Source organism: Lentzea sp. HUAS TT2 (genome assembly GCF_051853195.1).
Classification (GTDB): Bacteria; Actinomycetota; Actinomycetes; order Mycobacteriales; family Pseudonocardiaceae; genus Lentzea.
Genome location: NZ_CP196667.1, coordinates 9,669,005 through 9,687,056, shown reverse-complemented (window position 1 = coordinate 9,687,056; position 18,052 = coordinate 9,669,005). Strand labels below are relative to the sequence as shown.

Genomic DNA, 18,052 nt, shown 5'->3' with positions numbered 1-18,052 from the left:
CTTCTCCCGGCATTCCGGACATCGGTCGAATGGTTGGGAAATCAACTAACCCGCCGTGATCGATAGATGAAACGGGCTCCTGCGGACGGGATTGTTGCACAGCTCGGTGGTCGACCGGTGGGCGAATGAGATGAACGGATCTCCGCTCCGCAGTTCAACTGAACGGCGTATTGCGGCCCCTGATGGCCCAGTTATCGTTGTGCAACTGACGCAGCGGTGCGCGCCTTTGCGTCGTCTGGGTCCGGGGGGATCCGCTCGGGTACTGGGCGAACAAACCTTTTGGGCTGAACCGAAAAGGTCGCATTCGAGTTCGAAATGGGCATATTCGAGATCCTTATGGGGTCTGTGCAATTCATTTAGTCGGGGGTGTGGATCAGTGCGTCAGGAAAGAACCGTGATGTCGCTCGTCCGGGATCAGGTGGCCCGGCGGCCCGGCGCTGTCGCCGTCAGCGGTGCCGGAGAGGACCTCACGTACCGGCGGTTGTGGGACCTCGCGGGTTCGCTCGCCGGTGAGCTCGTCGAGCGCGGGGTGCGACGCGGTGACCTGGTCGCCGTCGCCGTGAACCCGTCGGTTGACCTCGTGGTCGCGTTCCTCGGCATCATCCGCGCCGGCGCCGCCTACCTGCCACTGGACAACCGCGCGCCCGCGGACCGCCTGGCGGTGATCCTCGACGAGGCCGCGCCCCGCGTGGTCGTGTGCGCACGGGACGAGAGCCGCTGGTCGACCCCGCTGCCGTCCGGCCTGCCGCGACTCACGGTGCCGGAAGAACCGTCGTACCAGGTCAGCGACGTGGAGATCGGCGCGGACGACCCCGTGTACGTGGCCTACACCTCCGGTTCGACCGGACGGCCCAAGGGTGTGGTCGTCCCGCACCGCGCGGTGGTCCGGCTGGTGACGGAGGCGGCGTACTGCCCCGTCGGGCCCGAGGACAGGGTGGCGAGCCTGTCGAACCCGGCCTTCGACGCGACCACCTTCGAGGTGTGGGCGCCCCTGGCCGTGGGCGGCGCCGTCGTCGCCATCCCTTCACCGGTGGACCTCACCCTCGACGACTGGGTGGCCGCCCTGCGCGACCTGTCGATCACCACGATGTTCCTCACGACGTCGTTGTTCCACTCGATCGCGCGCGAGCTCCCGTCGGCCTTTGAACAGCTGAAACACCTGGTCGTCGGCGGTGAACAGCTCGACGCGGACATGGTGCGCCGGGTGCTGGCCGCCCGTCCGCCCGGCCGGATCGTCAACGGGTACGGACCCACCGAGACCACGACGTTCGCCGCCACCTTCGAGTGCGGAGCGGACGCCATGCGCGGCGTGACCCGCACCCCGATCGGGTTCCCGCTGCAGAACACGACGCTGCACGTGCTGGACGAGGACCTGGAGCCGGTTCCAGCAGGTGAGACCGGTGAGCTGTGCATCGGCGGTCCCGGTGTGGCCCTCGGTTATCTCGGCCGCCCGGAGCTCACCGCCCAACGGTTCGTCGTGGCCGCGGGGGAGCAGGTCTACCGGACCGGTGACCTGGTCCGGCGGCTGCCGGACGGGGCGCTCGAGGTGGTGGGCCGCCGGGACCGGCAGGTCAAGCTGCGCGGCTTCCGCATCGAGCTGGAGGAGGTCGAGCAGGCGATCGCGGCGACCGGGCTGGTGGACGCGGTGTTCGTGGAAAAGATCGGAGAAGGCCCCACCGCGACGCTCGTTGCTTTTGTCCTGCCGACTGCCGGTGGCGCGGACGAACTGCCCGGACTGTTGCGGGCACGAGTGGCGGAGAGGTTGCCCGACTACATGGTTCCCGGACGGTGGACGGTGCTGTCGAAGGTGCCGCTCGGACCGACCGGAAAGGCTGATCGAAACGAGTTGATCGCGCTCTTGGATGCGGCGCCGGCAACCGGCGGCAATCTACCCATAGAAACAGTTGATGACGTCTGTCGTATCTGGCGGGAAGTATTGCGCGTACCTCGTGTCGAGCCGTATGACAACTTCATTGATTTGGGTGGAAACTCATTGCTCGCGGTACAGGCCGCCGCACGACTCAATGAATTCGTGGTATCCGGAGTGGAACCCGCGGAAATCCTGCTGGCCGAGTCCGCGGCGGAGCTGGGTGCCCGGCTGCGGCCGGCGGGGGCCGTCTGATGAGCGGACCCCGCAGGCTCCACGCGACGGTCGCACCGCTGTCCTTCGCCCAGGAGCGGCTGTGGTTCATCAACGCCGCCGCACCCGAGTCCTCGATCTACAACGTGCCGCTGTTCTTCCGCTGGCGTGGCGAGGTCGACCTCGGCGCGCTGCACCGGGCGCTGCTCGCGGTGATCGAGAAGCACGAGGTGCTGCGGACCACCTACGAGGACAGGGACGGTGAACGCGTCCAGGTCGTCGGCGAGGCACGGGTGACGGTCGAGGTCGTCAGCCATGATCCTGACGTCGAGGCACGCCGCGGGTTCGACCTGGCCACCGACCCACCGATCCGGTGCGCCGTCTGGAAGGGACGGCCGGACGGGGACGCGGTCCTGCTGACGATCCACCACATCGCTGTGGACGGGTCGTCGCTGGCGGCGCTGTTCGGCGATCTCGGGGCCGCGTACGACGCCGAGGTCGCGGGGCGTGCACCGGACCTGGGTGAACTGCCGGTCCAGTACGCCGACTTCGCCGTGTGGGACCGCGCCGGGCTCGACGAACGGCTGCTCGCCCGTCGTGCCGGTGACCTGGCGAAGGTGCCCACCGGATTGAAGCTCGGCGGCGCCAGGCCGGTCCCGGACGGCTTCCACTCCTCTCAGCAGCACCTCTTCACCGTTCCGGCCGACGTCCAGCAGGCCGTCGGCGAGCTGGCCAGGAAGCTGCGCGTCACGCCGTTCGTCGTGCTGCTCGCGGCCTACGCCGAGGTGATTGGCCGCTGGTCCGCGCGGGACGAGTTCCTGATCGGCGCCGTCACCGCCAACCGCGCGCACCCGGCGGTCGAGGACCTGGTCGGCTTCTTCGTCAACACCGTCCCGCTGCGGTGCGCCACCCGGCGGCCGACGTTCGCGCAACGCTGCACCGAGCTGCGCGGCGAGGCGTTCGGATCCATGACGTACCAACGTGTTCCGTTCGACCAGCTGGTCGCGAGGGCACCGGGGCGTGGTCTGGTCGAGGCCGGGTTCGCGTTGCAGAACATGCCGGCGCCGGACACGACCAGGTGGACGGCGCCCGAGGTGCTGCCGACCGGGACCGCGAAGTTCGACGTCCTGCTGATCGTCGACGAGACCACCGGCGGCATGACCGGCACGCTGGAGCACGACACGGACCTCTACCCGGTCGAGCTCGGCCGGCGGCTGGCCGAGGACTTCGTCGCGCTGCTCGGTCACGCCGTGACGGCACCCGAGGCGCCGCTGGCGGAGTTCGAGCTGCCGAACGGGCCGCTGGAACGGCCACAGCCGCTGCCGGTGTCCACAGTGGAGCCCGAGTGGGGTGAGCTCAGCGAACCCGAACGGCGAGCGGCGGAGCTGTTCCGCGCGGTGCTGGCCGAGACCGGCGTCGTGGTCGCGGAACCGGCCAGGAACGCCAACTTCTTCACGCTCGGCGGGCACTCGCTGCTGGCGGTCGGCATGCTGGCCCGCGCCCGGCGCGAGCACGGCGCGGTCGTGCGGCCGAGCGAGTTCCTGGCGGAGCCGACCGTGGCCCGGCTGGGAGCGTTGCTGGCGGCGGGAGTGGTGAAGACCGAACCCACGACCGCGCCGGAGGAAGGTCCGCAACCGGCGACGTCCACCCAGCAACGGTTCTGGTTCCTGGACCGGATTCCCGAGCTGCGCGCCGCCTACCTCGTACCGACCGTCGTCGAGTTCCCGGCCGACGTCGGCGTCGACGAACTGCGGGACGCGGTCGACGTCGTGCTCGCCCGGCATCCGGCCCTGCGCTCCCGGTTCCGGTTGGACCACAAGCAGAAGCGGGTCGTCCGCACGACTTCCGGGCCACCGGCGCGAGCAACCGTCACGGACGCCCGTGGCTGGGACGAGGGCAAGCTCGCCGACCACGTCGCCGAGCTGTGCTGGACGCCCTTCGACCTCGCGGTCGAAGCCCCGGTGCGCGCGGAGATCGTGCTGCTCGCGACGAGCGTGCGGATGGTGTTGTGCGCCCACCACATGGTGGTCGACGGCGCGTCGGTCCGGGTGTTGCTCGACCAGATCGCCGCCGTTGTGCACGGCGAAGAACTGCCGGAACCTGTGCGTCCCGAACCCGAGGGCACACCGGTCGACACGTCGGAACTGCTTGCCGCACTGGAAGGTGCGCCGACGGACGTGTGGCTGCCGCACGACCGGCCACGCGCCTCCGTCCAGAGCATCCTCGGCGCCACCCGCTGCACGGACACCGTGGATCTGCGCGCGGTGGCGAAGGAGTCGGGCTGCAGCACGTTCCTGGCCACGGCGGCGGTGCTGGCCGTGACGCTGGCCAGGAGGTCGGAGCAGCGCGACTTCCTGTTCGCCTTCCCCTGGTCCGGCCGGGAACACCCGGACGCGGTCGGGATGTTCGTGAACACCCTGGTGCTGCGGGCAGACCTGCGCGGTGACCCGACGTGGCGGGAGGTGCTCGCCCGCGTCCGCCAGGCCGCCTCGGTCGCGTACCGGGCGGCGGACGTGCCGTTCGACGAGGTCGTGGGCGCGCTGCACCCGGACCGCGACCTGAGCCGCCCGGCGCTCACGCCCGTCTACGTGGCCGCTGGGGACGAGTGGCGGCCACCGCTGCGGGGCGAACTGCTCCCGCTCGACCCGGTGGCCGTGAAGTACGAGCTGGAACTGACCGTCACGGAGACCAGCGGCGGTCTGCGGCTCAACGCCGCCTACCAGGCCGACCTGTTCGACGACGACACGATCGAACACCTGCTGGCGGACGTCACGGACGTGGCGGCCGCACTGGTGCAGAACCCCGATGGACCCGCCTGTGAGGAGAAACTGAGTTGACCAAGCTCGATCACGTGCGGGAGGCGTGGGCCGAGGCGCTGGACATCACGCCCGGCGAGGTACCGACCGAGGTGAGCTTCTTCGACGCCGGCGGGAACTCGTTGCTGTTGCTGCTGCTCTGGGAACGCCTCAACGACCTCACGTCCCGCGACCTGAAGGCAGCCGACCTCTTCGAGCACAGCACCGTGCTGGCCCAGGCGGAGTTCCTCGAAGGGGATGACGACCAGGCCGTCGCCGCGACCTCGTCGCGGTCGGCCCTGCTGGGCCGGTCCCGCCGGGAAGCGTCATGAGCGAAACGGACATCGCGGTCATCGGTGTCGGCTGCCGCTTCCCGGACGCCTGGACTCCGCAGCAGTTCTGGGACAACATCGACGCCGGTCGAGTGTCCATTCAGGACCTGAGCGAGGAGCAACGGCGCGCGGGCGGCATCTCCGACGACGTCGCGGCACAACCGGGTTTCGTCGCCAAGGGCACGTCCCTGCCGGGTGTCGCCGACTTCGCGGGCGAGTTCTTCGGGTACCCGCCGGCGGAGGCCGACATCATCGACCCGCAGCAGCGGATCTTCCTGGAGGTCTGCTGGGAGGCGCTGGAAGCGGCGGGTCACCCGCCCCGCAAGGACGGTCCCGTCACCGGTGTCTTCGCCGGCAGCGCGGCCGGGACCTACTCGGCGGCGGTGTTCGCCGCGAAGACGCAGGCGGAAGGCCTCGCCGCGGCCATCGACGACCTCGGTCTCACCCTCGGCGGCCAGGCCGACTTCCTGACCTCACGGGTGGCCTACAAACTCGGCATGCGCGGCCCGGCCGTGAGCGTGCAGACGGCATGCTCGTCGTCGTTGTACGCGGTGCACTACGCCGTGCTGAGCCTGCTGTCCGGGGAGTGCGACATCGCGCTCGCCGGTGGCTCGACCGCTCTGGAACCCCTGGCCGGCTACCACCACCAGCCCGGCGGCCTGCTGTCCGACGACGGTTACTGCCGATCGTTCGACGCGAAGTCGAGCGGCACGTCGTTCAGCTCCGGTGTCGGTGTCGTGGCGCTGCGGCGTCTCGCGGACGCGCTCGCCGACGGTGACCCGGTTCTCGCGGTCGTCAAGGGCAGTGCGGTCGGCAACGACGGCGCCGACCGTCCCGGCTACACCGCGCCGAGCCCCGCCGGGGTGGCCGAGGTCGTCACGACCGCGTTGCGGATCGCGGGCGTGTCCGCGGACGACCTGCGGTACGTCGAGGCGCACGGGTCGGGCACACCGCTCGGCGACCACGTCGAGCTCATCGGGCTGAGCAAGGGGTTGCGGCGCAGCACGCACCGGACCGGGTTCTGCGGGCTGGGGTCGGTGAAGACCAACCTCGGGCACTGCGGACCGGCCGCCGGCATCGCGGGCTTCATCAAGGCCGTGCACATCGCGCATACCGGGAACCTGCCGCCGCACCCGTTCTTCGACCGCGCCCGCGACGAGGGCGAACTGGCCGAAAGTCCGTTCTACCTCTCGAAAACGGCAGGTGAGGACCGGGATCCGCACCGCCACGTGCTGGTCAACTCGATGGGCGTCGGCGGGACGAACGTCGCCGCCGTGCTCGCCGCGCCGCCCGCCGTCAAGGCGACGCCGGCCGAACCGGACGAGGTCGTGCGACTGGTGCTGTCGGCGCGGTCCCGCGCCGAGCTGGACGCGATGTCGAAGAGACTCGCCGACGAACTGGACCGCGGCGAGCACTCGATCGGGGACATCGCCCACACGTTGCGGGTCGGGCGGAAGTCCTTCGCGGAACGGCGGGTCGTCACCGCGGCGCCGCACCGGCTCGCCGCGGCGTTGCGGCTGCCGCGCCCACCGGCCGTCCAGACGAAGAGGGGCACCGCCCGGCGAGCGATCGTCGTCGGGGAGGCGTCACCCGAACTGCTCGCCGCGCTGCCCACGGGAACACAGGTGGTCGCGGAAACCCCTGTGGCACCGTCGAAGGACGCGGTCGTCGTCGGGACCGATCTCTGGGAGGCGCTGACCACGGCCTGGCTGAACGGGGTGGAGGTGCGCTGGGACGCCGTGTCGAAGGGACGGCGGGTCGCGCTGCCGACGTACCCGTTCCAGCGCAAGCGGTACTGGTTGCTCGACCGGCTGCCGCCGATCGCTGCTGTGCCACAACCTGTTGCGGCACAGGAGGAACCGAAGAAGGCCGCCGTCGGTGACGACGTGGAGAGCGATGTCACCGCGGTCTGGCGCGAGCTGTTCGGCGTCGACTCCATCGGGATCGACGACGAGTTCGGCTCGCTCGGCGGTACGTCGCTGTTGTCCGTGCAGATGGCTTTCGAGCTGCAGCAACGGCACGGCGTGCTGGTGAACGTCCACCGCGCGGGCGGCAGCAGGGCCACCGTGCGCCGGATCGCCGAGATCATCCGCGGCAAGCTCGCCGGTGCCGAGCGCGGCGCCGCCGACATCGACCCGATCGCGGACGGCGACGGCGACCTGATGGACGCCGACATCCAGCTGCCGCTCGGCGACATCGCGCCCGCGAACAACGGGACCGGCGTGCTGCTCACCGGCGCCACCGGCTTCCTCGGCGCGTTCGTGCTGCACGAGCTGCAGAAGGCCACCAGCGGCCAGATCTACTGCCTCGTTCGCGCCACGGACGAAGAAGAGGCGTGGGCACGGCTGCGCGAGGCGGCCGAGAAGTACGTGCTTCCCCTGCCGGACCCGCGGCGGGTGACCCCGGTGCCCGGTGATCTCCGCACGGTCGGCGAGGTCTGCCGGGCGCACCCCGAACTGGCGACGGACGTGGGGCAGGTGCTGCACGTCGCCGCGAAGGTCGTGTTCACCGAGCCGTACCGGGTGCTGCGCGAGGACAACGTGCTGCCGATGGTCGAGCTGCTGAGGTGGATGCGGGAGAGCGGTGTCGGCGAGTTCAGCTTCGTGTCCACGGTGGCCGCGACGGCACCGGCGCTCGGTGCGGACGGCCGCGTCCTGGAGAAGCGCGCCCAGTCGCTCGACCCGCAGCAGGGCGGGTACGGCGCCGGCAAGTGGGCGGGCGAACGGCTGCTCGAACGGGCGGAGGCGGACGGCATGCGGGTGCGGGTGTTCCGGCCGGGGTTCATCCTCGCCGACAGCCGCACGGGCGCCTGCAACGACCGCGACCTGATCTGGCACATCCTGGCCAGCGGCCTGGCGGTCGGAGCGCACCCGGTCGACGACAGGGCGAACCCGATGGCGCCGGTGGACGTGGTGGCGAGGGCGATCGCGGAGCTGTCCGCCGACCCGCGCGCCGTCGGCAGGGCGTACCACCTGATCGACGAGAAGTGCCACGGCCTGCGCCAGGTGTTCGAACTGCTGGACCTCCAGACGAAGCCGCTGCCGTCGGACGAGTGGCTCGCGCTGGTCGGCAAGGAGGCTCTCGCGACCGGCAACGAGGTGCTGTCCACGATGGCGCTCTACGAGGTGGAGGGCCACGAACTCGGTGAGGACGGCATGGAGGCCACGGCGTGGCGCTCCTGGTTGCGGGACAACGACCTCAGCTCGGCGCCGACCACCTCGGTCCTGCGCGGCGGGCTGACCTTCCTGGCTGAGCGGAACGCCTCGATGCGCGCCGTCCTGCCGGAGATCGAGGGGAACTCATGATCGCGGTACTGGGCGCGGGCGTGATGGGCACCGGCATCGCCACGCTCGCCATCGGACACGGCGTGGACGTCACGCTCGTGGACGTCGACGACGACAAGCTCACCGCGGCGCGGGCCGCCGTGAAACAGCAGCTGCGCGGCGCGAAGATCATGGGCAAGATGCCCAAGTCAGAGCCGGTGGGCGAGCTGGTGTGCACCACGGACCTGAGCGACATCGCGTCCGCAGAGGCCGTGGTCGAGGCCGTCACCGAGCTGCCCGACCTCAAGGCCAAGGTGCTCGCCGAGGTGTCGTCGCTCGTCGCACCCGGCACGTTGCTGCTGACCAACACCTCGGCGATCCCCGTCGACGAGCTGGCGTCGGTGGTCGAGCGGCCGGAGGACGTCGCGGGCGCGCACTTCATGAACCCGCCGTACGTGATCCGCATGGTCGAGGTCATCCGCGGCCCGCGCACGAGCGAGGCCGCGATGGACGCGGTGCGAACGCTCCTCGGAAAGCTCGACCGGGACCTGGTCGTGGTCGGCGACGGGCCCGGGTTCGTCATCAACCGCGTCCTGCAACGAGTGATCAACGAGTCCGCTCGCATCGTCGAGGAGGGGCTGGCCACGCCCCAGGACGTGGACGCGCTGTTCGAGGGCTGTCTCGGCCACCGCACCGGACCGCTCGCGACCGCGGACCTCATCGGGCTGGACAACGTGGCGGACAGCCTGCGGGTGCTGCACGAACGCACGGGCGACCAGGGGTACGCGCCGTGCGACCTGCTGCTCGCGAAGGTGCGCGACGGCGAGTTCGGCCGCAAGACCGGCAAGGGTTTCTACGAGCACGGAGGTGTGTGGGCGTGAACATCACCATGGGGCTGCACGACTTTCTCGTCTCCCGCACCAAGAGGTCGTGGGAGCCGGACGAGGACCTGTTCGCCGCGGGCGTCGTGTCGTCGCTGTTCGCGCTGGAACTGGTGGTGTACCTGGAGAAGGCGCACGGCGTCGAGGTCGAGGGCGAGTACCTGAGCATCGACAACTTCCGCACGATCCGGCGCATCGAGGAGATGGTGCACGAGCTGAAGGCGGCCGCGCCGTGAGCGACGTCCTCGGCTCCGCGCTGGAGCTGCTGACCGAACGCGTGGGGGACAGGGCGGCAGAATGGGACCGCGCGGGCCTGCTGCCCGTCGAGATGCTGCGCGAACTGGGCGCCAGGGGCGTCCTCTGCGCCCAGGTGTCCACATCGGACGGCGGACTCGGCCTGTCCAGCAGCGAGAACGGCGAGCTGACCGCACACCTCGGCACGTTGTGCGGCTCGACCAGGAGCGTCGCGACCTCGCACGGCATGGCCGCCTGGGTCGTCACGCGGCTGGGGTCGCGGCGGCAGCGGGCCGCTTTCCTGCCCCGGCTGACGAGCGGTGAGCTCGCCGCGGTCGCCTTCAGCGAGTCCGGTGCGGGCAGCGACCTCTCGGCGATGACCACGGAGATCCGGCGCGACGGGAACGACGTCGTCGTGTCGGGCGAGAAGGTCTGGATCACGGTCGCGGCCTACGCCGACCTGATCCTGGTGTTCGGCCGGTTCGGCGAGGGTGCGGCCGTTGTCGTCGTCCCCGCCGACACCCCCGGTGTGCACGTCGAGCGGATCGCCGACCCGCTCGGATGCCGTGCGGCCGGTCACGCCGTGGTGCGGCTCGACTCCGTCCGCCTGCCCGCGGACCACCTGCTCAGCGGCGCCGGCATGTCGCTCGGTCTGCTGGTGACCTCCGCGCTGACCTACGGCAGGCTCTCGATCGCCTGGGGCTGCACGGGAATCCTCCGCACCTGCCTGCGGGCGGCCACGGGGCACGCGCGGTCGCGCACCCAGTTCGGCGTCCCGCTGGCCGAGCACCAGCTGGTCGCCGGACATCTGGCCGACCTCCTCGTCGCCGAGCAGGTCGCGACGAGGATGTGCGAGCACGCCAGCAGGTGCTGGGACGACGGCACGCCGGAACTGGTGACCGCGTCCGTGCTCGCCAAGCACGTGGCCGCGACGAACGCGGCTCGTGGTGCGGCCGCCGCGGTCCAGGTGCTCGGTTCGGCCGGTGCCAGGGATTCCCACCCGGTGGCCAGGGCGTACCGGGACGCGAAGCTCATGGAGATCATCGAGGGCAGCAACGAGATCTCGAAGCTGTTGCTGGCGGGTGCGGCATGAGCATCGGCATCGGATCAGTCCACTGCGTACTGCCGGAACGCCTGGTCCCTGTCCAGGAGCTGCCGGAGTTCGAGGCACTCGGGCACGACGAGGCGGAGTTCGCGCGCACGTGCGGCATCGGGACGATCTCGGAGTTCGACGACGTCACGTCCGGCGACCTCGCGGTGCGCGCAACCCGGGAGTTGCTGGAACGCGACCCCGTCGAACCCGACCTGCTGATGCTGGTCGGACCGCGCGCACCGGACGTGCTGCTCGGTTCGGACGTCTGCCGCGTGCAGGCCGAGACGAAGCTGACCGGGGCGTTCGCCTTCACCGTCGACGGCCTGGGCTGCACGGGTTCCAGCGCCGCCTGGGCGCTCGGGCGGGACCTGCTGCTCGCCGACCCCTCCAGGGAGTCGGTGCTGATCACGCACGCCAGCAGGCCGACTGGCGCTGACCGAGTGCGGTTCCCGGTCACCGTGATCGGCGACGGCGCGTGCGCGATGACGCTGGTGCGGGGCGGGCGACCGGTCCTGCGCGCGCACCGGATGGAGACCGACGGCGCGTTCCACGACCTGTTCGGCGTCGACTACAAGCAGACGCCCTGGTACGAGTGGCGCGAGGAGTGCGAGTCACCGGACCGCTACCGGTTCGAGCTCGCCATGCACAGCAGGGTGCGGCTCGGCAAGCTCGTCAAAGGCGTGCTCGCGGACGCGGGGATCGAACGCGCCGAGGTCGCCGCCACGCTGATGCAGAACGTCACGGCCGGCGCGTACGACTTCTACGAGTCCCTTCTGGACCTTCCGATCCACCCCGTCTGCAAGGAGAACCTGGCCCGCTACGGCCATCTCGGCGCGATGGACGTGGTGCTGAACCTCGACCGGCTGCTGGCGAGCGGAGAGCTCGCCGAGGGAGATCTGGTGCTGGTGCTGAACAACAGCCCGGTCGCCGCGTGGGCGGTGACGTTGTGGGAACTGTGAAATGCCTCGTCTGGGACCTCGACAGGACGCTGTGGCCGGGGACCCTGCTGGAGGGGTTCGAGCCGGCGCTGTCCGACGAGGTCCGGGAGACGATCGCCGAGCTGGACAGGCGGGGGATCCTGCAGTCCGTCGCCAGCCGCAACGACCACGACCACGCGTGGGAGTGGCTGGAGAAGCTCGGTGTCGCCGAGTACTTCGTGCTGCCGCAGATCGGGTGGGGTGCGAAGTCGGAGTCGGTGCGCGAGATCGCGGACAAGCTGAACTTCGCTCTGGGCACCATCGCGTTCATCGACGACCAGCCCACCGAACGCGCCGAGGTCACCTACCACCTGCCCGAGGTGCGGGTGTACGGGGCCGAGCAGGTCGCATCGTTGCTGTCGCTGGAGGAGTTCACGCCGGCGACGATCACGGTCGACTCGGCCCGGCGTCGTGAGATGTACCAGGCGGGGTTCCGCCGCGACACGGCGCGGGCCGAGCACGCTGGCCCCGACGAGGACTTCCTGCGGTCGCTCGACCTGGTCATGACGATCGGCCGCGCCACGGAGGAAGAGCTGGCCAGGGCCGAGGAGCTGACCCTGCGCACCAGCCAGATGAACGCGACCGGCGTGCACTATTCGGACGCCGACCTGCGCGCCCTGCTGGCCGACCCGCGGCACGAGGTGCTGGTCGTGACGATGGCGGACCGGTTCGGCCCGCACGGCGCGGTCGGCCTGCTGCTGCTGGAGAAACACGCCACGGCCTGGCACCTGAAGCTGCTCGCCACGTCCTGCCGGGTGGTCGCGTTCGGTGCGGGAGCGGTGCTGCTGCGGTGGCTCGCCACCGAGGCGGCCGAGGCGGGCGCGCACCTGGTCGCGGACTTCAGGAAGACCGAGCGCAACCGCATGATGGAGGTCGCCTACCGCTTCGCCGGGTTCCGCACCCAGGACTGCGAGTGTCTTGCGGCCGTGGGGACCGGGGACGTCCAGCACCTCCACCTCGTGCCGCAACGGCACGAGCCACCGACGACGATGACCCTGGACGCGGTGAGGCTCGCATGAACACGCTGTACCACTGGTTCGAGCGGTCGGCCGAGCGCCACCCGGACCTCGTCGCGATCGAGGTCGGGGGAGAGGCCCTGACCTACCGGGAACTCCGCGAGCGGTCGGACGCGGCGGCCGCCGGGATCCTCGCGTCGCACGGCTCGATCCCGCGGCGGATCGCGTTGCCCGCGGACCGTTCCCTGACCACCTACCTCGGTTACCTGGCCGCACAACGGCTCGGTGCCACGGTGACGCCGATCAACCCCGCCCACCCGGAGTCGCGCAACCAGGCGATCCTGGCACTGGCCAGGCCGGACCTGGTCCTGTCCGAAGTGGACGAACGCGCGGGCGATCTGCCGCCGGCGATCCAGCAGGACGTGGCGTACGTCCTGTTCACCTCCGGGTCCACGGGCAGGCCCAAGGGCGTGCCGATCACGCACGCGAACCTGGCGCCGTACATCGCGCACAACATCGCGAAGTTCGAGGTCGGGCCGGGCTGCCGGATGTCGCACACGTTCGACCTCACCTTCGACCCGTCGGTGTTCGACCTGTTCGTCACCTGGGGCGGCGGCGCGACGCTGGTGGTGCCGGAACGGGCCGAGCTGCTGGAGCCGGTGCGCTACGTCGCCGAACGCGAGATCACGCACTGGTTCTCCGTGCCGTCGGTCGTCTCCGTCAGCGCCAACCTGGGGAACCTGCCGGTCGGCGTCCCGAACTCGCTCAGGCACAGCATCTTCATCGGCGAGCAGCTGACGTACGGGCAGACGCGGGCCTGGCACGCGGTCGCGCCGGACGCGGCCATCACGAACGTCTACGGCCCGACCGAACTGACGGTGGCGTGCACCGAGTACACGTTGCCGCGCGACCCGGCCGACTGGCCGGAGACGTCGAACGACACGGTCCCCATCGGCCCGGTGTACGGCTTCCTCGAGCCGGAGGTGCTCGACGGCGAGCTGTGCGTGCGCGGGTCGCAGCGGTTCGGCGGCTACCTCGACCCGTCGGACAACGCCGGCCGGTTCCTGCCGGACGACGGCGAGCTGACGGAGGCGCACTACTACCGGACCGGCGACCGGGTGCGGGAGGAGAACGGGCACTGGGTGCACCTCGGCCGCCTCGACAACCAGGTGAAGATCCGCGGCTACCGGATCGAGCTCGGCGAGGTCGAGGCCGCCCTGCGCGGACACGACGACGTGCGCGACGTGGTCGTGATCGCGGCCGACACCGGTGACGAGACCGAGCTGGTCGCCTACTTCACCGGCGAGCCGCGCACCGCGGTCGAACTGGTGCGGTGGCTGCGCAAGCGGTTGCCGATCCACATGGTGCCCAGGCGGTTCCACCACCTGCCCGAGATCCCGCTCAACGCCAACGGCAAGGCGGACCGCAAGGTCCTGCGAGAACAGGTGCTGTCATGACCGCGTTGCACGAGAAGCTGATCCGCCAGATCTACCCGCCGGCGGGTCCGGTCAGGGTGCTGGTCGCGGCCAACCTGGGACACGGCCTGTCCAACGGCATGCTGCTCACCGTCGTCGTGCTGTACTTCACGAACTCGGTGCACATCCCGGCCACCCAGGTGGGTATCGGCCTGACCATCGCGGCGGCGTTGAAGATGGCCGTGAGCGTCCCGTTGGGACACCTCATCGACGTGATGGGCGCCCGCACCGCCGCGATCGCCTTCCACCTCGTCCGCGGCGCGTTCATCGCCGGTTACGTGCTGGCCGAGGGCGCGGTGGCGTTCGCGGTCGTGGCGAGCCTCGTGTACATCGCGGAGTCCGGCGCCCACTCGTCCCAGGCGACGGTGGTGGCGGCCGCGATGCCGCCGGAGGAACGCATCAAGGCCCGCGCCTACACCCGTTCGGCCAACAACATCGGCTTCTCGGTCGGCGCGCTGGGCGGCGGTGTGGCGTTGACGGCCGACTCACGGCCCGTGTACGTGACCCTGCTGGTGGTCTGCGCCGTGCTGTACGCGGCCAGCGGGCTGGTGTACCTCAAGCTGCCGGACGCGCCGAAGGTCGAACGGCCTGCCGGAGCCAGCCGCTGGGAGGTGCTGAAGGACCGGCCGTTCGCGCTCTTCGGGCTGCTGAACACCCTGCTGGTGATGAACGTGGGCATCCTGCTCGTCGCGTTGCCCATCTGGATCTCGCAGAAGACGAGCGCTCCGCCGGTGCTCTACTCCGTCATCCTGGTGCTCAACACGGTGATGGTCGTGCTGTTCCAGGTCCGTGCGAGCGAGGGCGCCGAGACGATCGAGGGCGGCGCGAAGGCGTTGCGCCGGTGCGGTGTGCTGCTGGCGGTGTGCTGCGCGCTCTTCGCGTTCGCGCAGGGCCAGTCGATGTGGGTCGCGATCGCGTTCCTCCTCGCGGGAGCGGTGGTGCACGCGGTCAGCGAACTGCTCTACAGCGCGGGTTCCTGGGCACTGGCCTACGAACTGGCACCCGAACACGCACACGGCCAGTATCAGGGCTTTTTCGGCATGACGTCCAACCTCGGCTCGATGGTCACGCCGCTCGTCGTGACCACGCTGATCATCGACCAGGGCTGGCCGGGCTGGCTCGTGCTCGGCGCCGTGCTGCTGGCCGCGGGCATCGCGGCACCCTCGGTCGCCAGGTGGGCGGCCTCGACCCGGCTCCAGGAAAAGGCGGTGTGACCGCGATGGACTTCAGCCTGTTCTACTTCGCCAACGACAACTGCTCGCTCGACGCGAACCGGTACGACCTGCTGCTGTCGGGCGCGAAGTTCGCCGACGCCAACGACTTCACGGCCGTGTGGACCCCCGAACGGCACTTCCACGCGTTCGGCGGGATCTACCCGAACCCGGCCGTGACGGGCGCCGCGATCGCCGCCGTGACCGAACGGGTCGGCATCCGCGCGGGCAGCGTGGTCTCCCCGCTGCACCACCCGCTGCGGATCGCGGAGGAGTGGTCGGTGGTCGACAACCTCTCCGGTGGCAGGGCCGGCATCTCGCTGGCCTCCGGCTGGCACGCGACGGACTTCGTGCTGCGCCCGGAGAACTACGAGAACCGGCGCCAGGTCGTGATCGAGAACGCCGAGCAGATCCGCGCTCTGTGGCGCGGCGAGATCATGTCCTTTGTGGATGGTGCGGGAAAGACCAGTGAGGTGCGGATCTTCCCGCCGCCGGTCCAGCGCGAGCTGCCGATCTGGGTCACCAGCGCCGGCGGCGTGGAGACGTTCCGCAACGCGGGCAGGATCAAGGCGGGCCTGCTCACCCACCTGCTCGGCCAGGACCTCGACGACCTGGCGGACAAGATCGCGCAGTACCGAGAGGAGGCAGGGGACTCGGGCCACGTCGTGCTGATGGTGCACGCGTTCCTGGGCGACGACGAGGACGAGGTGCGCGAGATCGTGCGCGAGCCGATGTCGGCGTACCTGCGCAGCTCCATCAACCTGCTGCTCGGCTCGCAGCTCCCCGGCGCCAAGCGGATCGACCCTTCGAAGCTGCGGGAGTCCGAAGTGGACTTCCTGGTGCAACGGTCGTTCGACCGCTACTACGACGACGGCGGCCTGCTCGGCACCGTTCCGAAAGCGCTGAAGGTGGTGGAGAAGGCGCGCGCGATCGGCGTCGACGAGATCGCCTGCCTGATCGACTTCGGCATCGACACCAAACAGGTCCTGGCCGGCCTGGACCACCTGAACGAGCTCCGACTTTTTGCGAGGAAGCCCTGATGAACGTCCACGCGCTGTCCGACCGGTACCTCGAGGAGTTCGCCGCACTCGACCCGATCAACGGCAGCTACCTCGGCATCCCCGGCCACGACGAGAACCTGACCGACTTCTCACCGGACGGCTACAAGGCCCGCGGCGAGCTGCGCGCCCGCACGTTGCGCGAGATGGCCCACGCCCCCACCGCCGACGAGGGCGAGGAACTGGCCAGGGAGGTGTTCCAGGAACGGGTCGGCACCGAGCTCGACATGCACGAGGCCGGCCTCGACGAGGCGTGCGTCAACACGATCAACAGCCCGATCCAGGACATCCGGATCGCGTTCGACCTGATGTCGTCGGAGACCACGGACGACTGGGAGAAGATCGCCAACCGGATGGCGAAGGTCCCCGAGACGCTGACAGGTCTCGCCGCCTCCCTCACAAGTGCCCTGCGCCGCGGCACCTCCACGTCCGGCCGCCAGCTCACCAAGATCGCCGTCCAGTGCGACACCTGGGCGGGCAACGCGGACCCCGAGTCGTTCTTCACGAAGTTCGTCCGCGGCGCCAACGACATCCCGCCAAGCCTCAAGGCGCAACTGGAGACCCACGCCGCCGCGGCCAACGCTGCGTTCGCCGGCTTCGCAACCCAGCTGCGCGAGGAGATCGCCCCACAAGCGCCCGACCGCGACGGCGTAGGCCCCGACATCTATTCCTTGTGGTCACGCCAGTTCCTCGGCGCACGCATCGACGTGCACGAGGCGTACGACTGGGCGTGGGGTGAGTTCGGACGCGTGGAGAAGGAGATGCTCGCGCTGGCCGACCGCATCAAGCCGGGCGCCTCGCTGGCCGAGGCTGCCGTCGTGCTCGACGCCGACCAGCGCTACCTCGTCGAGGGCCGCGAGCAGTACGGCGAGTGGATGCAGAAGCTGAGCGACCAGGCCCTGAGCGACCTGCGCGGCGTGCACTTCGACATCCCGGACGAGCTCATGAGGTTCGAGGTGCGCCAGGCCCCGCCCGGCGGCTCGGTCGGCCAGTACTACGCCGCGCCCACCGACGACTTCTCAAGGCCCGGCAGCACGTGGTGGAGCGCACCGGCCGACCAGACCAGGTTCCACACCTGGCGCCAGATCTCCACGCTCTACCACGAGGGCGTCCCCGGCCATCACCTCCAGCTGGGCACCGCCGTCCACCAGGCGGGCAAGCTGAACAAGTACCAGCGACTCCTCGCCTTCTCCTACGGCCACGGAGAAGGCTGGGCGCTGTACGCCGAGAAGCTGATGCGCGAGCTGGGCTACGTGTCGTCGGACGGCGACGTCTTCGGTTCACTCACCGACGAGCTGTACCGCGCCACGCGGGTGATCCTGGACATCGGACTGCACCTGGGCCTCGACATCCCGCGGGGCACCGGCTTCCACGAAGGCTCGAAGTGGACGCCGCCGCTCGCACTCGAGTTCTTCCTGACCCGCACCACGGTCCGCGAGTCGCTGTCCCGCGATCAGGTGGACCGCTACCTCGGCTGGCCGGCGCAGGCGACGTCGTACAAGCTCGGTGAACGGATGTGGCTCGACGCGATCGCCGACGCCCGCACCCGGCACGGCTCGGCGTTCGACCTGAAGCGGTTCCACATGCGGGCGCTGGAGATGGGCTCGATGGGCCTCGACACCCTGCGGGTGCAGCTGGCCAAGCTCTGATCTCTAAGCACCTGGCCAGAGGTCTTGTCCGAAACCTCGGTTCCCTGT

Annotated in this window: 13 protein-coding genes; all 13 read left to right on the top strand. The window is 70.1% G+C overall.

All coding sequences use genetic code 11. The features are described 5' to 3' along the window. Nucleotides 1–376: 376 nt before the first annotated feature. The 13 genes from ACSHWB_RS45855 to ACSHWB_RS45795 are packed head-to-tail and all read left to right on the top strand — an operon-like array spanning nucleotide 377 to nucleotide 18,004. Nucleotides 377–2,122: a non-ribosomal peptide synthetase gene (locus tag ACSHWB_RS45855; RefSeq protein ID WP_439659618.1), complete on the top strand. Its 1,746-nt coding sequence runs from the start codon at nucleotides 377–379 to the stop codon at nucleotides 2,120–2,122. After that, on the top strand, nucleotides 2,122–4,917 hold the full coding sequence (locus tag ACSHWB_RS45850) for a condensation domain-containing protein (protein WP_439659617.1): 2,796 nt from the start codon (nucleotides 2,122–2,124) through the stop codon (nucleotides 4,915–4,917). Before ACSHWB_RS45855 ends, ACSHWB_RS45850 begins: the two co-directional genes overlap by 1 nt. Then, the gene (locus ACSHWB_RS45845; protein ID WP_439659616.1) at nucleotides 4,914–5,207 is read left to right on the top strand and encodes an acyl carrier protein; all 294 of its coding nucleotides are present in this window, start codon (nucleotides 4,914–4,916) and stop codon (nucleotides 5,205–5,207) included. The genes ACSHWB_RS45850 and ACSHWB_RS45845 overlap by 4 nt, the downstream gene beginning before the upstream one ends. Continuing rightward, on the top strand, nucleotides 5,204–8,512 hold the full coding sequence (locus tag ACSHWB_RS45840) for a thioester reductase domain-containing protein (RefSeq protein WP_439659615.1): 3,309 nt from the start codon (nucleotides 5,204–5,206) through the stop codon (nucleotides 8,510–8,512). The genes ACSHWB_RS45845 and ACSHWB_RS45840 overlap by 4 nt, the downstream gene beginning before the upstream one ends. Further along, on the top strand, nucleotides 8,509–9,351 hold the full coding sequence (locus ACSHWB_RS45835) for a 3-hydroxyacyl-CoA dehydrogenase family protein (protein WP_439659614.1): 843 nt from the start codon (nucleotides 8,509–8,511) through the stop codon (nucleotides 9,349–9,351). Before ACSHWB_RS45840 ends, ACSHWB_RS45835 begins: the two co-directional genes overlap by 4 nt. Continuing rightward, nucleotides 9,348–9,587 carry an acyl carrier protein gene (locus tag ACSHWB_RS45830; protein WP_439659613.1) on the top strand — a complete coding sequence of 80 codons (240 nt, stop codon included), beginning with the start codon at nucleotides 9,348–9,350 and terminating at the stop codon, nucleotides 9,585–9,587. The genes ACSHWB_RS45835 and ACSHWB_RS45830 overlap by 4 nt, the downstream gene beginning before the upstream one ends. Continuing rightward, nucleotides 9,584–10,678, top strand: coding sequence for an acyl-CoA dehydrogenase family protein (locus ACSHWB_RS45825; RefSeq protein ID WP_439659612.1), 1,095 nt, complete (start codon nucleotides 9,584–9,586; stop codon nucleotides 10,676–10,678). Before ACSHWB_RS45830 ends, ACSHWB_RS45825 begins: the two co-directional genes overlap by 4 nt. Then, nucleotides 10,675–11,637: a 3-oxoacyl-[acyl-carrier-protein] synthase III C-terminal domain-containing protein gene (locus tag ACSHWB_RS45820; RefSeq protein ID WP_439659611.1), complete on the top strand. Its 963-nt coding sequence runs from the start codon at nucleotides 10,675–10,677 to the stop codon at nucleotides 11,635–11,637. The genes ACSHWB_RS45825 and ACSHWB_RS45820 overlap by 4 nt, the downstream gene beginning before the upstream one ends. After that, nucleotides 11,634–12,674, top strand: coding sequence for an HAD-IIIC family phosphatase (locus tag ACSHWB_RS45815; protein ID WP_439664793.1), 1,041 nt, complete (start codon nucleotides 11,634–11,636; stop codon nucleotides 12,672–12,674). The genes ACSHWB_RS45820 and ACSHWB_RS45815 overlap by 4 nt, the downstream gene beginning before the upstream one ends. Next, nucleotides 12,671–14,068: an AMP-binding protein gene (locus ACSHWB_RS45810; protein WP_439659610.1), complete on the top strand. Its 1,398-nt coding sequence runs from the start codon at nucleotides 12,671–12,673 to the stop codon at nucleotides 14,066–14,068. The genes ACSHWB_RS45815 and ACSHWB_RS45810 overlap by 4 nt, the downstream gene beginning before the upstream one ends. Further along, complete coding sequence (locus tag ACSHWB_RS45805; RefSeq protein ID WP_439659609.1) at nucleotides 14,065–15,300, top strand: MFS transporter; 1,236 nt, start codon at nucleotides 14,065–14,067, stop codon at nucleotides 15,298–15,300. The genes ACSHWB_RS45810 and ACSHWB_RS45805 overlap by 4 nt, the downstream gene beginning before the upstream one ends. 5 nt (nucleotides 15,301–15,305) lie before the next feature. Then, nucleotides 15,306–16,337 carry an LLM class flavin-dependent oxidoreductase gene (locus tag ACSHWB_RS45800; protein ID WP_439659608.1) on the top strand — a complete coding sequence of 344 codons (1,032 nt, stop codon included), beginning with the start codon at nucleotides 15,306–15,308 and terminating at the stop codon, nucleotides 16,335–16,337. After that, nucleotides 16,337–18,004, top strand: coding sequence for a DUF885 domain-containing protein (locus ACSHWB_RS45795; protein ID WP_439659607.1), 1,668 nt, complete (start codon nucleotides 16,337–16,339; stop codon nucleotides 18,002–18,004). Before ACSHWB_RS45800 ends, ACSHWB_RS45795 begins: the two co-directional genes overlap by 1 nt. The last annotated feature ends 48 nt before the right edge of the window (nucleotides 18,005–18,052 follow it).

What these genes read in the sequence shown, in the direction of transcription:
- ACSHWB_RS45840 (WP_439659615.1), top strand. Translation starts at nt 5,204, where the DNA reads ATGAGCGAAACGGACATCGCGGTCATCGGTGTCGGCTGCCGCTTCCCG.
- ACSHWB_RS45835 (WP_439659614.1), top strand. Translation starts at nt 8,509, where the DNA reads ATGATCGCGGTACTGGGCGCGGGCGTGATGGGCACCGGCATCGCCACG.
- ACSHWB_RS45800 (WP_439659608.1), top strand. Translation starts at nt 15,306, where the DNA reads ATGGACTTCAGCCTGTTCTACTTCGCCAACGACAACTGCTCGCTCGAC.
- ACSHWB_RS45850 (WP_439659617.1), top strand. Translation starts at nt 2,122, where the DNA reads ATGAGCGGACCCCGCAGGCTCCACGCGACGGTCGCACCGCTGTCCTTC.
- ACSHWB_RS45810 (WP_439659610.1), top strand. Translation starts at nt 12,671, where the DNA reads ATGAACACGCTGTACCACTGGTTCGAGCGGTCGGCCGAGCGCCACCCG.
- ACSHWB_RS45795 (WP_439659607.1), top strand. Translation starts at nt 16,337, where the DNA reads ATGAACGTCCACGCGCTGTCCGACCGGTACCTCGAGGAGTTCGCCGCA.
- ACSHWB_RS45805 (WP_439659609.1), top strand. Translation starts at nt 14,065, where the DNA reads ATGACCGCGTTGCACGAGAAGCTGATCCGCCAGATCTACCCGCCGGCG.
- ACSHWB_RS45820 (WP_439659611.1), top strand. Translation starts at nt 10,675, where the DNA reads ATGAGCATCGGCATCGGATCAGTCCACTGCGTACTGCCGGAACGCCTG.